11 protein-coding genes are annotated in these 15507 nt (G+C 73.4%); 4 read left to right on the top strand and 7 right to left on the bottom strand.

What is annotated here, in order from left to right; all coding sequences use genetic code 11:
• The first annotated feature begins 158 nt into the window (after positions 1–158).
• Positions 159–3365: a S41 family peptidase gene (locus tag ACFWIS_RS16235; protein ID WP_380523881.1), complete on the top strand. Its 3207-nt coding sequence runs from the start codon at positions 159–161 to the stop codon at positions 3363–3365.
• 50 nt (positions 3366–3415) lie between these two features.
• On the opposite strand, the gene ACFWIS_RS16230 is transcribed toward ACFWIS_RS16235, so the two are convergent.
• A complete protein-coding gene (locus ACFWIS_RS16230) occupies positions 3416–3631 on the bottom strand; it encodes a hypothetical protein (RefSeq protein WP_380459767.1) in 216 nt (71 codons plus the stop codon).
• Between the two features lie 150 nt (positions 3632–3781).
• Between ACFWIS_RS16230 and ACFWIS_RS16225 the strand changes: the two genes are divergently transcribed.
• On the top strand, positions 3782–4561 hold the full coding sequence (locus tag ACFWIS_RS16225; protein ID WP_380459765.1) for a phosphoribosyl-dephospho-CoA transferase MdcG domain-containing protein: 780 nt from the start codon (positions 3782–3784) through the stop codon (positions 4559–4561).
• A gap of 15 nt (positions 4562–4576) precedes the next feature.
• On the opposite strand, the gene ACFWIS_RS16220 is transcribed toward ACFWIS_RS16225, so the two are convergent.
• The 4 genes from ACFWIS_RS16220 to snpA (ACFWIS_RS16205) form a co-directional block, all read right to left on the bottom strand.
• On the bottom strand, positions 4577–6637 hold the full coding sequence (locus ACFWIS_RS16220) for a phosphocholine-specific phospholipase C (protein WP_380459763.1): 2061 nt from the start codon (positions 6635–6637) through the stop codon (positions 4577–4579).
• A gap of 204 nt (positions 6638–6841) precedes the next feature.
• Positions 6842–7501, bottom strand: a complete 660-nt coding sequence (locus ACFWIS_RS16215; RefSeq protein WP_380459762.1) for a pentapeptide repeat-containing protein — start codon at positions 7499–7501, stop codon at positions 6842–6844.
• Between the two features lie 217 nt (positions 7502–7718).
• Positions 7719–8357, bottom strand: a complete 639-nt coding sequence (snpA, locus tag ACFWIS_RS16210; protein WP_380461231.1) for a snapalysin — start codon at positions 8355–8357, stop codon at positions 7719–7721.
• 334 nt (positions 8358–8691) lie between these two features.
• Positions 8692–9330: a snapalysin gene (snpA, locus tag ACFWIS_RS16205; protein WP_380461232.1), complete on the bottom strand. Its 639-nt coding sequence runs from the start codon at positions 9328–9330 to the stop codon at positions 8692–8694.
• Positions 9331–9599: 269 nt separating this feature from the next.
• On the opposite strand from snpA (ACFWIS_RS16205), the gene ACFWIS_RS16200 reads away from it, so the two are divergent.
• On the top strand, positions 9600–10574 hold the full coding sequence (locus ACFWIS_RS16200) for a LysR family transcriptional regulator (RefSeq protein ID WP_380461233.1): 975 nt from the start codon (positions 9600–9602) through the stop codon (positions 10572–10574).
• A gap of 100 nt (positions 10575–10674) precedes the next feature.
• Here ACFWIS_RS16200 and ACFWIS_RS16195 read toward each other — a convergent pair whose 3' ends face one another.
• Both ACFWIS_RS16195 and ACFWIS_RS16190 read right to left on the bottom strand, forming a co-directional pair.
• Positions 10675–11883, bottom strand: coding sequence for a low temperature requirement protein A (locus ACFWIS_RS16195; protein WP_380461234.1), 1209 nt, complete (start codon positions 11881–11883; stop codon positions 10675–10677).
• Between the two features lie 598 nt (positions 11884–12481).
• Positions 12482–14185, bottom strand: a complete 1704-nt coding sequence (locus tag ACFWIS_RS16190; protein ID WP_380461235.1) for an ABC transporter family substrate-binding protein — start codon at positions 14183–14185, stop codon at positions 12482–12484.
• A gap of 326 nt (positions 14186–14511) precedes the next feature.
• On the opposite strand from ACFWIS_RS16190, the gene ACFWIS_RS16185 reads away from it, so the two are divergent.
• Positions 14512–15492, top strand: a complete 981-nt coding sequence (locus ACFWIS_RS16185) for an ABC transporter permease (protein WP_380461236.1) — start codon at positions 14512–14514, stop codon at positions 15490–15492.
• Positions 15493–15507: the final 15 nt, after the last annotated feature.

The following is a 15507-nucleotide window of genomic DNA, read 5'->3' as shown; positions in this document are numbered from 1 at the left end:
CTGACTCTTAATCAGCGGGTCCGGGGTTCGAGTCCCTGGCGGCGCACAGACAGCCGAGAGGCCCCTTGCGAAAGCAAGGGGCCTCTCGGCGTTCCGGCGTTCCCCCCTCCCGGCGTGCCCCGGTTGCCGGGGGTGACACCCCGTCGAAGGATGGAGGAGTGACCCCGCCCGGCTACCTCCGCTACCCCCACCTGTACGGCGACCTGCTCGCCTTCACCGCCGAGGACGACGTCTGGATCGCCCCGCTGGAGCCCGGCGCCGCCACCACCGGCCGGGCCTGGCGGGTCGGCTGCGACCGCACCCGGGTCAGCCACCCCCGCTTCTCCCCCGACGGCCGCACCCTCGCCTGGACCAGCTGGCTCGGCCTGGCCCCCGAGGTGTGGACCGCCCCGACCGAGGGCGGCGAAGCCCACCGGCTCAGCTACTGGGGCAGCCAGGACACCCGGGTGCGCGGCTGGCTGCCGGACGGTGAGGTGCTGGCCGTCACCTCCTATCACGAGCCCTTCGGCCACTACACCTGGGCGCACGCCCTGCCGCCCGACGGCTCCCCCGGCCGCCGGATGCCCTGGGGCCCGGTCGGCGACGCCCAGCTGAGCCGGCGGCGCACCGTGCTGCTCACCGGCTCCGCCCCGCACGAACCCGCCGCCTGGAAGCGCTACCGCGGCGGCGCCGTCGGCCGGCTCTGGGTGGACGGCGAACAGATCCTGCCCGAGCACACCGGCCACCTCGCCTCCCCCATGCCGGTCGACGACCGGATCGCCTTCCTCTCCGACCACGAGGGCATCGGCAACCTCTACTCCTGCCGCCCGGACGGCACCGACCTGCGCCGGCACACCGACCACGCCTCCTACTACGCCCGCGAGGCCGCCACCGACGGCACCCGGATCGTCTACCAGCACGCCGGCGACCTCTGGCTGCTCGACGGCCTGGACGCCCCCGCCCCGCGCCGGCTGCAGGTGCCGCTCGGCGGCGCCCGGGCCGGCCGCCGCCCGTACCAGGTCGGCGCCGCCTCCCAGGTCAAGGACCTCGCCTGCGACCAGACCGGGCGGGCCGGGGTGATCACCGTGCGCGGCAGTCAGTACTGGCTCACCCACAAGGACGGCCCGGCCCGCGCGCTCGCCGACACCCCCGGGGTGCGCACCCGGCTGCCCGTGCTGCTCGGCCACACCGGTGAGGCGGCCTGGATCACCGACGCCGAGGGTGCCGACGCGATCGAGGTGGTGCCGCTGCCCGGACACGAGGACACCGGGCAGCGGCACCACCGCCGGGTGCTCGCCGCCGGCCGGCTCGGCCGGGTCCTGGAGCTCTCCGCCGCCCCCGACGGCGCCCGGCTCGCCGTCACCACCTCGGACGGGCGGCTGCTGCTGGTCTCCGCCGCGGACGGCGAGGTCCGCGAACTGGCCGGCTCCGACTACGGGCCCGTCGCCAGCGCCCGGTTCTCCCCCGACTCGCACTGGATCGCCTGGTCCCAGCCGGCCGCCGGGCGCTCGCTGCGTCGGATCCGGCTCACCCGCACCGACGCCTCCGCGCCGATCACCGACGTCACCGACGGCCGGTTCGAGGACGAGCAGCCGGTGTTCACCCGGGACGGCCGCTACCTGGCCTTCCTGTCCTGGCGCGGCTTCGACCCCGTCCACGACGTGCACACCGGCGACCTCTCCTTCCCGGTCGGCTGCCGCCCGTACCTCGTCCCGCTCACCGCCGACACCCCCTCCCCGTTCGCCGCACCCGTCGAGGACGGCGCCCCGCGCGGGGACGGCGGCGGCGACGGCACCGTCCGGGTCGACCCCCAGGGCATCGGCGAGCGGCTGCTGCAGTTCCCGGTGATCGCCTCCAAGTACTCGGCCACCGACGCGGTGCGCGGCGGCCTGGTCTGGCTGCGCTGGCCGATCTCCGGCACCCTCGGGCAGACCTTCGCCAGCCCCGACGACACCTCCGGCCGCCCCTCCCTGGAGCACTTCGACCTGGCCCGGGGCACCCGCAGCACGCTGGTCGACAAGCTGGACGGCTACGCCGTCTCCGGCGACGGCGGCTCGATCGCGGTCTACTCGGCCGGGACTCTGCGGGTGATCCCGGTCGCCGTCCCCTCCGCCGGGACCGGCGTCGACCTGCGCCGGATCACCCACACCGTGCACCCCGCCGCCGAGTGGCGCCAGGCGTACCACGAGGCGGCCCGGATCGTCCGGGACCAGTTCTGGGACGAGCGGATGTCCGGACTGGACTGGCCCGCGCTGGTCGCCCAGTACGAGCCGCTGCTGGACCGGATCTGCTCACCCGACGACTTCGCCGACCTGCTGCGCGAACTCCTCGGCGAACTCGGCACCTCGCACGCCTACGTCACCCCCTCCCGGCGCGCCGAGGGCCCCACCCTCGCCCAGCAGCCGCTCGGCCTGCTCGGCGCCAACGCCCACCGCTCCCCCGACGGCCGCTGGCTGGTCGACCGGGTGCTGCCCGGGGAGTCCTCCGACCCGCGCGCCCGCGCCCCGCTGGCCGCCCGGGGCGTCCGGGACGGCGACGAGCTGCTGGAGGTCGGCGGCCGCCCGGTGGACCCGGTGCGCGGACCGCTGCCGCTGCTGGCCGGCACCGGCGGCACCACCGTCGAGCTCGCCCTGCGCACCGGCCCGGACGGCCCGGTGCGGCGGATCGCCGTCACCCCGCTGACCGACGAACGGGCCGTCCGCTACCAGGACTGGGTGGCCAAACGGCGCTCCCTGGTACGGGAGTTCAGCGACGGCCGGTGCGGCTACCTGCACATCCCGGACCTCGGCGGCTCCGGCTGGGCCCAGTTCAACCGGGACCTGCGTCGCGAACTCGACAAGCCCGCACTGGTGTTGGACGTGCGCGGCAACGCCGGCGGCAACGTCTCCGAACTCGTCCTGGAGAAGCTCACCCGGCGCGTCCTCGCCTGGGACTTCAGCCGGGACCGCCAGCCCGTCCGATGGCCCCGGCACGCACTGCGCGGCCCGCTGGTGGCGCTCGCCGACGAGGCGACCAGCTCGGACGGGGACGTGATCATCGCGGCGATCAAGCTGCTCGGCCTCGGCCCGGTGATCGGCAACCGCACCTGGGGCGGGGTGGTCGGGATGACCGGGCGGCACACCCTGGGCGACGGCACCCAGATCTCGGTGCCGAAGAACGCCTCCTGGTTCAGCGGCGGGCTCGGCTGGTCGGTGGAGAACCGGGGCGTGGAACCGGACGTGCACGTGCTGCGCAGCCCCCAGGACTGGGCCCGGGGGCGCCACCCGGAGCTGGTCACCGCCGTCCAACTGGCCATGGAGCTGCTGGAGGACGCCCCGGCCGCGGCGCCCCCGCCCACCGACACCCCGCGGCCGGACCTGCGGCGCCCGCCGCTGCCGCCGCGGTGACGTCCGGTGCTCGGCCCCTGGGTTCGGTTCTCGGTCCCGGGGACCGGTTCTCAGTCCCAGGGATCGCCCTCGGCGGTCATGTTCTCGGCGGCGCGCCGGTCGGCCTCCTCCTGGGCGAGCCGGTCCTGGGCGTCCCTGGTCCGCTCGATGTCCTCGCCGAAGGCGTCGGCCGCCTCGTCGTGGGCGAGCGCGGCCCGCTCCGCGGCGTCCGGTCCGGTGGACTCGTGCTGCGGCGGCCGGTGGAACAACCTGTCCAAGATGCCCATGACTCCTCCTCCTGCGGACGGAACCGCGGAACTTCCGGGCTGCCCCCACTCTCACACCGGGGGCCCGCGGATGCACCTTGAGCCTTTGGTCCCTGGCGGAGGCGCCGAAGGGCCGTAGCCGGGGGCGGGCCGGAGGCGGAGGGTGGCGGTGTGAGGAACTCCCCCGAGGAACTGCACGACGGACCGCGCCGGCGAGTCGGCCCGCTGGCCGCGCTGGACGGGCGGCTGCCCGGCACCCACGACCTGCTGCTGATGCAGTGCCCCGGCTCACTGCGCCCGATGGCGGGCGGTGAGCTGCCGGGCTGGGCGCGGGCGGTGCTGCGGGCGCACCCCTGGGTGACCGTCGGCCGGGCGCCCGCACAGGTCGGCGCCCCGGCGGACCCGCCCCGCCCGCAGCGCTGCACCCGGGACCCGGAGGCGGCGCCCGAGCACTGGGTGCCGGTCACGGTGCGCGGCGCGCGCCCCGGGCAGCGGCTGGACGCGCTGGCCCCCTGGGCCGCGGTGGCCCGGACACTGCGGCCCGAGCAGCTGGCCGAACGGCGGGCGCGACTGGCCCCCGACCGGGTCGGCGGCATCCCGGCGCTGGCCCTCCTGCCGGAGGTCGGCCGGCTGGTCGCGGACCACCGGCTCCCCTGGGGCCCGATCGGCGCGGTCGGCTACGAGCTGGGCACCGGCCTCCCGGTGGCCGGGCCGCTCAGCCCGCTGCGACTGGTGCTGCGCGCCCCGCACCCGGTCAGCCGGCGGGACGCGCTGCAGCTGCGCCGGGCGCTGAGCAAGCTGCCGGTGCCGGTGCAGGCCGAGCTGGAGACCCGCTACGGCGCCGTCCAGCTCACCGAGTACGCGGCGGGGGTGCACAGCTTCACCCTGCTGACGCCGGACGGGCCCCGGGAGGTCCACGATCCGTGGTTCCCCGGGGGCCCGTACGGCTAGGACGTGCACGTACGGTCAGCCGCTGACGCTGGGCTCACCCGTCTCCAGGTGGCCGGTGAAGCGCTGCGACCAGCCGGCGTCGACGTCGACCGTGACGGTGAAGTCGTACCAGCCGTTGTTGTGGGCGACCGCGTTGAAGAAGTCGCTGGCACTGCCGCCGGCCGGCACCTGGTACGTCCAGGGGCCGTCCGTGCGGTAGTTGTTCGAGGTGATGGTGAAGGTGATCGGCGAGGTGCCGGAGTTGTCCATCCTGAAGTAGACGGCGAGCTTGCCGCTGCCCGGCTCGACCGCGTACGAGGCGGTGACGGCGGCGTTCTTGCCCGCCTTGGTGAGGTCGCCGGTGAACCGGCGCAGGAACCGGTTCGGGCCGACCACGGTCAGGTCGTACTTGCCGTTGCCGAAGTTGTTGGTGCCGCAGTTGAAGAAGTCGGTGACCGGGCTGCCGGAGTCCACCGTGTACTGCCACGGGCCGCCGCCGCGGTAGGCGTTGGCGTACGCGGCGAAGTGCGCGGCCCGGGCGGCGCCGTCGTTCGACATCTTCACCCAGACGTGCATGACCCCACTGGCGTTGCTGTCCCAGTGGTCCAGGTTGGCGTTGGGCTGGTACGGCAGCGCGCGGGCGGGGCGGGTGCCGGGCTCCTGGGCGGGCAGCGCGTTGTCGCTCGGCGAGGGGTTGGGCAGCGGGCCGCAGGTGGACAGGCCGATGGTCTGCGAGGTGTCGGGCAGCGTGGGCAGGCCGTACACCGGGTTGGCGAAATCGAAGACCGAGGTGAGGTCGCCGCAGACCTGGCGGCGCCAGGCGCTGATGTTGGGACTGGTGGCGGGCGCGCCGAGGGCGGCGGTCCACACCTCCAGGAAGCGCAGCACCGAGGTGTGGTCGAAGGTCTCGGAGTTGACCCAGCCGCCTCGGGTCCACGGGGAGATCGCGATCAGCGGGACGCGGAAGCCGAGGCCGATGTTGGTGGAGTTGTAGAACTCGCCCGCGGTGCCGGCCGGCGCGGCCGGCGGCGGGACGTGGTCGAAGAAGCCGTCGTTCTCGTCGTAGTTGAGCAGCAGGACGGTGGAGTTGAACACGTCGGGGTCCGCGTTCAGCGCGTCCATCACCAGGTGGACGAAGTGCGCGCCGTCCTCGGGGGTGGCGTAGGGGTGCTCGGAGGACTGCTGGTCGGCGACGATCCAGGAGACCTTCGGCAGGGTGCCGTTCTGCACGTCCGCACGGATCGCGGCGGCGATGTCGTCCGGGGTGCGGCCGGTGACCTTGGGGACGGAACCCATGCCCTTGACGGCCAGCGGGCTGCCGGCCGCGGCGCCGGTGAACTGGCTGAAGTAGGCGAGGGCGTTGTCGCCGAAGTTGTCGGCGGCGTTCTGGTAGACCTTCCAGCTGACGCCGGCGTTCTCCAGCGCCTCGGCGTACGTCTGCCAGCGCAGGTTGGACTCGGAGCCGCCGTCGTAGGCCGGGCCGCCCGCGGTGCCGGCCGGGTCGATCGTCCCGCTCCAGTGGTAGGTGCGGTTGGGGCCGGTCGCGCTGAGCACCGAGCAGTGGTAGGCGTCGCAGATGGTCCAGTTGTCGGCCAGCGCGTAGTGGAACGGGATGTCGGCGCGCCGCAGGTGGCCGAGGGTGCGGACGGTGCCCTTGGCGGACACCCAGGAGTCCATCTTGCCGCCGTTCCAGGCCTTGTGCTGGTCGGACCAGGCGTGCGAGAGGTCGCCGTTGCACTGCGCCTGGGTCTCCGCGGAGCCGCTGGCGCCCGAGGGGTTGAAGGCCCACGGGAACTGGCGGGCGAACAGGCCGTTCGGCTGGTTGAAGACGCTGTAGCCGCCGGCGATCTGGATGGCGGCCTTGTCGGCGAAGCCCCGGACGCCCTTGAGGGTGCCGAAGTAGTGGTCGAAGCTCCGGTTCTCCTGCATCAGGATCACCACGTGCTGCACGTCGGTGATGGTGCCGGTGGTGCTGAGCGTGGTGCCGGCGGCGGCGCTCGGGGCGGCGGTGCCCAGGACGTCGGCGCCGGCCACGGCGAGGCCGGCCGCGGTGGCGCCGGACAGCGTGACGAACTTCCTACGACTCAACTCGGCCATCAGACCGGTCCGTCCCTTCACTGGCGATGTTGTGTACACAACTCGGGGCCATCGATCGCGGAGCAGTCTCCACCTCGACCGGAGCCGGCCACCAGATGCGCGCAGCAGGTTTGTCGGACTGTTCGTCCGGGCGTCACCGGGCGACGACGGGCTGAACGCCCGGCCGATGCGACGGGGAGACCGTCTGCACCGACCGGCGCCCGGTCAGCGGTCCTTCACCTCGATGCCCAGCGCGTGGGCGAACTGCGGTGCCAACTCCAGCAGTTGGGAGGTACTGATGACCGCCCCGCGCAGCCCCTGGTGGCCGTCCGCCAGGCCGAGCCGGGCGGCCCCGCGCAGATCCGTCCCGCTCAGCACGGCCCCGCGCAGCCGGACCTCCTCCAGCGTCGAGCCAGGGAAGGACACCCCGGTCAGCTTCGCCCCGCCGAAGTCCACGTCGCGCAGCAGGCAGTCCTCGAACACGACGTCCCGCAGCACGGCCGACCGCAGGTTGACCGCCTCCAGCTTGCAGCCGCGGAACACCACCCGGCGCAACGCGGCCCCGTACCCGGCGACCCCGGCCAGCACCCCGCCGACGAAGGCGCTGTCCTGCCACTCGGTGTCGCTCAGGTCGCAGGCCACCCAGCGGCCGGCCTGCACCCAGACGTCGTTGAACCGGGCCTGGCGCAGCTTGACCCCGCTGAGCGCGACCCCGGTGAAGGCGCACTCCAGGAAGGCCGCGCCGGCACCCGACTCGTCGGTGTGCTCGCCGCCGTCGAAGTGCGCGGTGTCGTAGCGCGCGTCGCTGCGCAGCGGACCGGTGTGCGGGCGCAGCAGCTCGGCGTACGGGAGGTCGGCGAGCTGCTCGGGGACGGAACGGGGCATGGCGGCGGTGCCTTTCGGATCGCGGGCGAGCGGGTCTCGCCCGCATGCTCGCACGCGCCACCGACAGCTCCACCCGTACGCGCGCCCGCCGACCCAGCCGTCCGCTCGGCCGTCCGCTCGGCGGTCCGCTCGGCCGTCCGTCACCAGCGCGGCGACGCCCCGGCCCGGCCGCTGCGGACGCGGCCGGGCCGGGGCGCTCGGGCGGTGGACCGGCCGATCAGCCGCGCGCCCAGAGCGAGTTGACCCGGCTGCGCTCGGTGCTGTTCGGGTACGGGTTGGTGCAGGAGGTGCCGGGGCCGCCGCCCGACATCAGCTCGCTGCACGGGCCGGAGTAGTGGTCCGGCAGGCCGAGCACGTGCCCGGTCTCGTGGGCCGTCACCCGCACCGAGTCGTACTGCCGGTTCTGCTGGTAGTCGAGGAAGACGTAGCCGCGCCCGTGCCCGTCGGTGCTGGCGTACGAACCGCGGCTGTCGTTGCCCTCGTAGTAGCTGAAGTCGGCGGCCGAGCCGGCCTGCAGCCGGACGTTGCTGACCGAGCTGTTCCAGATCTGCGCGGCGCTGGCGATCTGACTGCGGAAGGACGGTGCGGAGCTGGCGTCGTAGGTGACCACGACGGTCGCCAGGCCCGGACTGGCGGCCTGCTTGGCCTTGGCGGAGGCCATCACGGCCTGGAAGAACGCCTGGTTGTCGGCCGCTTCCTGGGTGGAACCGGCGTACGTCGAACCGGCGTGCGTCGAGGCGGTGTAGCCCTGGACGGCCGGAGCTGCCGGCGCCGCGGCGGCCGCGGTGGTGGGCAGTACGGCGAGGCCGGCCGCGAGGGCGAGGCCGAGGGTCGCGGACAGCACGGATCGCTTCATGTGGGGGCTCCTGAAGGGGTCCTGGAGGTGGTGGGGGCTCCGGTCCCTGGTGCCGCGCCGGATTGGGGGCCGACTGGGGGGACACCTGGCGACCGGGTGTCCCCAGAGCTTCGGGCAGCCCGGCGGCCGGGCGGATGATGTCAATCCGCGATAGCCCGGTGCAATACCCCGCACCCCTTCGGATTCCGGCCGTCTTTTACTCGTCTTGACTCAGACATGCCCCTGGCATTCCGTTCCGGGGGCGGCTAGGCTCCCCGGCGGGGAAGTACCCGTGCGGTGGCCCGCCCGTTTCCGGCCGGGCGGGCCACCGCGCCCGATTCACCTGCCGGGAACGTCAGTTGGCCGCTGCCACGCCGTTGGCCCAGAGTGCGTCGACCTGCGCGCTCTCGTTGGCGTCGGGGTGCGCGTTGGTGCAGGACGGGCCGGGGCCGTGGCCCGACATCAGTTCACTGCACGGTCCCGAGTAGTCGTCGGGCAGACCGAGCACGTGCCCGGTCTCGTGGGCCACGATCCGCAGCGAGTAGTACTCCTGGGCCTGCTGGTGGTCGATGAAGATGTAGCCGTGCCCGTGCCCGTCGGTGCTGGCGTACGAGCCGCTGCCGTCGCCCTCGGTGTACGAGAAGTCGCCGGTGCCGCTGGTCTCCTGGAGCTGGACGTTGTGCACCGAACTGTTCCAGATCTGCGCGGCGTTGGCGATGTCGGCGGCGAAGGAGGGGGCCTGGCTGGTGTCGTAGGTGACGGTGACGGACTGCAGCCACGGGTCGGCGGCCCGCCTGGCCTCGGCGGAGGCCATCACGGCCCGGAAGAACGCCTGGTTGTTCGCGGCCTCCTCGGCCGGACCGGCGTGGGCCGGGGCGGCACTGGTCCGCGCGGCCGCAGCGGCGGGCGCGGCGACGGCGGTGGTGGCGGGCAGGGCCACGAGCGTGGCGGCGAGGCCCAGTCCGAGGGTCACGGACAGCACGGATCGCTTCATGTGGGGGCTCCGAGTTCACGGTGCGCCGGTCCGCCGGGGCCGGTGGGGGCCGGACCGGGCGGCTGCGGCGCGCGGTGGGGGCCGTCCCGGTCGGGGCCGGGGCGGTGTGGTGCCCACGAGCTTCGACCCGCCCGGGCCCGTCGCGGATGATGTCAACCCGCGATAGCCCGGCCGACTACCGGTGGGTATCCGCCGTGGGTGCCGTCGGCATGCCTTGATCCCCTGTCATGTCCTTGGCGATACGGCTCGATGACGTCTATGCTCCCGTCGTGGAGCTCGACGTGAGACACCTCCGGGTGCTGTGCGCGATCGCCGACACCGGCAGCCTCCGCAAGGCCGCGCTCCAGCTCGGCATGACCCAGCCCTCCCTCACCACCCAGCTGCACCGGATAGAACGAGCCATCGGCGGAACCCTGTTCACCCGTGAGCAGACCGGAAGCCGGCCCACCGCACTCGGCCACTCGGTGCTGTCCCGGGCCCGGCCGGTGATCAGCGAGATGGCCGCCCTGATCGCCGCCGCCCGCCAGGAGGCCCGCGACACCACCGGCCCCGACCGGCAGCGCCGACTGCGGATCGGCAGCGTCGGCAGCCGGGCCGTCGCCGCCTGGCTGCGCCGGGTGCACGAGCGGCTGCCGGACACCGACACCACCATCCACGTCGACATCTCCGCCAGCGCCCTGCTGCGGATGGTCGCCGCCGACCAGTTGGACGTGGCCTTCGTGTACGAGAGCGAGGGCTTCCCGTTGCGGGTGCCGCCGGACGCCGAGCACCGGGTGCTGATGGCCCGTGAGCCGCAGTTCGTCGCGCTCGCCGCCGGGCACCCTGCCGCCGCCCGCCCGGTCGTCCATCTGGCCGACCTCGCCGAGGACACCTGGATGGTCGACCCGACCGCCGACCACGAGTACGCCGCGATGCGCCGGGTCTTCAGCGAGGCCGGGCTCAACCCCCGGGTGGTGCAGGTGCGGGACAACGCCACCGCCGCGGAACTGGTCGCCTCCGGCGAGGCCGTCCGCCCCTGCCAGCCGACCTCGCTGCCCGGGCCCGGCACGGTGGTCCGCCCCGTGCACGGGGACCCGCTCGCCGTCCGACTGCTGTTCACCTGGCGCCCCCGGGTGCTCAGCCCGCCCGCCCTGGACGCGCTCTACGGCGAACTGCGCGCCGCCTACCTGGACCTGGCCAAGGTCAACCCGGCCTACCTGGCCTGGCTGGCGCGGCACGAACCGGTGCTGCTGGGGCGGCTCTAGGATCCGCCGGAGCGGCCCTGGGTCCGCCGGACGGACCCCGGGTCCACCGGCCCAAGGACCTGGGTCCACCGGACAAGACCCCGGGCCCGCCCGGCGGGCCCTACCCCCCGGCCCGGCGCTCCCGGCCGTGGACCAGCACGCCCGTGGCGACCATCAGCGCGCAGACCAGGCCCGCCGCCAGCACCCCGGACCCGCCCAGTGCCGTGCAGGCCAGCACCAGCGCCGCCCCGACCGGCGCCACCGACTGGGCGACCGGGCCGCGCTTGGTGTGCCGGGAGTGCAGGTACCAGACGGTGACCAGGTAGACCGCGGTCGGCACGGTGACCGTCGCGGTGGCGGCCGCCTCGGAGATCTCCGCCTTGTGCACGGCCGACTCCACCGCCACCTCCAGCCCCGCGCCGATCGCCGCCGCCGACCCGAACACCAGGTAGTGGCCGTAACCCCAGGCGAAGGCCTGCCGGTTGGATCGCAGGTGGTCGTGGACGGGCCGGGCGAAGTAGATCCACCAGGCCGCGAAGCAGATCAGCAGCCCGCCGACCGCCACCGGCACCAGCCGGCCCAGCTCCTCGTGCTCGTCCACCGCCGACTGCACCGCCACCGTCGCCGCGGCCACCGTCTCGCCGAGCACGATCAGGGTGAACAGCCCGTACCGCTCGGCGATGTGGTGCGGGTGCCAGGCGGTCTGCATCCGCAGCTCGGCGACCACCGGCACGGCCAGCTCGCACAGCACCCCGATCGGGATGATCACCGACCGGGCGGCGTCCGGCAGGAGCAGCAGCAGCACCCAGCCCACCTGGCAGAGCATGATCCCGACCGCGTAGCGCAGCGCGACCCGCCGGGCCTCGCCCTGCTCGCCGGCCGCCGCGCGCAGCCACTGGGTGACCATCGCCAGCCGCATCACCACGTAGCCGACGATCGACAGCGTGAGGTCCTGGGCGGTGAACAGCCGCGGCACCCCGGCGGCCAGGATCAGCACGCCGGCGATCTGCACCAGCGTGGTGATCCGGTACGGCACGTCGTCGCAGTCGTACGCGGAGGCGAACCAGGTGAAGTTCATCCAGGCCCACCAGATGGCGAAGAAGGCGAGGGCGTAGCCGCGCAGGCCCTCGCCGTAGTGCCCGGCCGCCAGCGAGTGGGCGAGTTCGCGGCCGGCCTGGCCGACCGCGACCACGAAGCAGAGGTCGAAGAACAGTTCCAGCGGGGTGGCGACCCGGTGCGGCTCGTCGCGGTCGCGGGGGACCATCCGGCGCACCGGGGGCGGGTCGACGTGGTGCGCTCGGGCTGCCGCGGCGGCGGGTTCACTGGGCATCGGTGCTGCTCCGGGGGTCGGGAGGGGGCGGACGGGGCCCGGGAGGGCCGCCGTCCCGCGCATCCTGGCAGCGGCCCGGGCCCGGCGCACGCACCGGCGCGGCGCGCGCGGCGCCGGGCACCGACCCCCGTACCGGTTCGGACACCGGCCCCGCGCCGGTTCGGACACCGACGCCGGCACCGACCCCTCACGGGCCCGGGCGCCGTATTCGCGCACCGATCCGCCTCCGTGCGACAACTCCGTTCGAGCCCCGGCACGATGCCCGCTTATGCCCCTTTTCTCCTTACCGTCAGCGAGAGTTGACGCTTCGGTGCGCGAAGTGGGTGACAGCACGGCGGGTTTCCGGGCGCGCCTGCGCGCTGCGCCGCGACCGGCCGGGACACCCCGCTAGATTCGTCCCCGGTTGGAAGCGAGCGCGGGCCCCTGCGGGGCCCCACGACACGGGCGGCCTGCGGGCAACGCGGAAGGTCAAGGCCGGTGGCAGGACAGCGGGGGCGGCGGAGCCGGCCCACGCGTGTCCGCACCACCGGCCTCGTGATCACCGCGCTGCTCGCCAGCGCCTGCCGTGCGGTCGCCCTCGCCGCCTCGGCGGCCCGGGCTACTTCTCCCAGCCGACCTTGCTGTAGTCCTCGCTCCCGAGGCCGAAGGCACCGTAGTTGGCGAGTCCCTTGCGGACCGCCGCCACGACCGGCCGCTGGTAGAGCTCGACGGTGTGGCCGAGCTCCCAGATCTTCGCGTCCGCCTGGTTGTAGAGCTTCGCGGCCTCCGCCGGGTCGACCGTTCCGGCCGCCTTCTTCAGCAGGTCGTCGATCTCCTGGCTGCCGAGGCGCGAGGGGTTCTGGAAGGAGTTGTCGCCCACCGGCAGGCGGAAGTTGGCCAGGCTCTTGGAGTTCGGGAACGAGTCCGTGTTGCGCCAGCTCGCGAGGTCGAACTTGCCCGGGGTGATGTACTTGGAGAAGAAGTCGTTGGCGGCCACCTTGTCCAGGTCGACCTTGACCCCGGCCTGCTGCCACATCGCCGCCGCCGCGGTGGCGAGGTCGAGCTGGGCCTGCGCGGTGCCGTCGCTGAGCACCCAGTGGAGCTCCAGCGGCTTCCCGTCCTTGGTCCGCGGCTGACCGCTGCCGGACTCCTTCCAACCGGCCTCGTCCAGCAGCTTCTTGGCCGCGGCGAGGTCGAACGCGGCCCAGTCGCCGGAGTTGTCCTGGTAGCCGGCCTGGTTGGGCATGATGATGTGGTTGCCGAGCGGCTTGAAGGCCACCGGCACCCCGTTGTTGGCGATCTTGATCAGCGCCGAGCGGTCGAGCGCCCTGCCGAGCGCCTGGCGGACCTTCTGGTCCGCCAGTGCGCCGTTCCCACCGAACGAGATGTGCACCTCGTCCCACGGGCTGGCGGCCCGGATCACGGTGTCCTTGGCGTCCTTGAGCTGGCCGTACGCGGCGGCGGTGCCGGCCGAGGCGAGGTCGATCTCGTTGTTGAGGTAGGCCTGGATGCTCGCCGACTTGTCCATCACCCGGAAGGTGATCTTGTCCAGCTTGGGCTTGGTCCCCCACCAGGCCGGGTCCGGGACCAGGCTGAGGGTCTGGGCGGTCTTGTCCGCCGTCCCGATCCTGAACGCGCCCGCGGTGATCGGGATCCGCTCCACCCAGGCCTTGTTGAAGTCGTCCGGGGTGGAGATGCCCGCCGCCGGGATCAGCGGGCGGAACAGGTTCTGCCAGTCCGCGTACGGCTGGGCGAAGGTGACCTTCACCTCGGACGGGTCGGCGCCCTGCTCGACCGCGGAGATCAGCTCGTAGCCGGACGGATCGGCGATGTTGTACGCCGGGTCCTTGCCGTTGCTGGTCTGCCAGTCCGCCTTGAAGTCCAGGTAGCTGAGCGGCTTGCCGTCCGACCACTTGGCCTTGGGGTTCAGCTTGTACGTGACCACCTGCGGCGAGGTGGAGCTGACCCTGGCGTCCACCAGGTAGTTCGGGTTCGGCTGGAAGGTGCCGGAGGCGTCGGTGCCGAACAGCGTCGGCTCCAGCGCCCGGATGAGGTCCACCGTGTCGGTGTAGGAGCCGCCGTCGACCTGGAGCGGGTTCCACTGGGTGATCCACTGGTCGAGTTGGAAGCGCACCTCGCCGCCGTCCTTGACCTGGTCCAGCGGCTTGGCGTTGATGTCCTGGGAGTCCTGTCTCGGGGGTTCGCTCTTGGCCACGTCACCGGCCGAGCCACCGCCGGAGGTGCACGCGGTGAGAGCCAGCGCGACGGCGACGGCGAGGGCGGCCGACCGGCCGAGGCGACGGGCCGTACGGGAAGCGTCCATGAGGGTCCCCCTGGGATCGGTGGCAGGAGTTGGGTCGCGGGAGGCATGACCGGGCTTGAGCGTGGGCACTCAATCCGGCACCGAGCCAGAGGAACGTAACAGCGGATCAGATCCGCCACCAGGGGGAGGAACGCACACCTGATCCAGCCGTCACACGGCGCAATCCCGGCGCAACACCGCGGCCGCACCACGGTGCTTCACTCTGACCTGCGCGTTCCCGACAGCCCTCCCCACCCTGCCGACCGACGCCCCGACCGGGCTCCGACCGAAGGCCACCAGCCGATGCCCACCAGACGCGTCGCCGCCCCCGCCCCGGGCGGCCGCTGATGCTCCGCTACCTGGCGAAGCGGTTGAGCTACTACGCGGCGCTGCTGATCGCCGCCGTGTTCCTGGCGTACGCGATCTCCGCGAGCGCCCTCCAGCCGCGCACCTACTTCGACGCCAAGGTGCCGCGCCCGTCCGCCGAGTCGGTCGAGCGCCAGCTCACCGCGCTCAACCTGAACGACCGCACCCCGGTCGTCGAGCGCTTCGGCCACTGGGCCGGCGGCCTGCTCCACGGCGACCTCGGCCGGACCATCCACGACACCCCGGTCACCGACGACTTCGGCCGCCGGGTCTGGGTCTCGCTGCGGCTGCTGCTGATCGGCAGCCTGCTCGGCACCGTCCTGGGCGTCGCCGCCGGGGCGTGGAGCGCGGTGCGCCAGTACCGGATCTCCGACCGGCTGCTCACCGTGGTGTCCTTCGTGCTGCTCTCCACCCCGGTCTTCCTGGTCGCGCTGTTCCTCAAGAACGGCGCGATCGCCGCCAAGGACGCGGCCGGCCACGAGGTCGTCCCGTTCACCGGCTACGAGACCCCCGGACTGACCGGCGGCCTCGGCACCCACCTCGGCGACTGGGCCCTGCACCTGCTGCTGCCCACCGTCTCGCTCGCCCTCGGCGGCCTCGCCACCTACAGCCGCTACCAGCGCGGCACCATGCTCGACGTGCTCGGCTCCGACTACCTGCGCACCGCCGAGGCCAAGGGCCTCACCCGCCGCCGGGCCCTGCTCAAGCACGGGCTGCGCACCGCCGTGATCCCGATGTCGACCATGTTCGCGTACAGCTTCCTGGCCATCTTCACCGGCGCGATCTTCACCGAGACGATCTTCGGCTGGCACGGCATGGGCGAGTGGCTGATCCAGTCGATCAACGAACAGGACGTCAACTCGGTGGTGGCGATCAACCTGTTCACCGCCGTCGTCGTGCTCGCCTCCGGCTTCCTGGCCGACACCCTGCACGCCGCCCTCGACCCGCGCGTGCGGGTCTGACCGGAGGTGAGCTGA

Source organism: Kitasatospora sp. NPDC127060 (genome assembly GCF_042724935.1).
GTDB lineage: Bacteria > Actinomycetota > Actinomycetes > Streptomycetales > Streptomycetaceae > Kitasatospora.
This window is presented reverse-complemented; position numbering and strand designations above follow the sequence as displayed.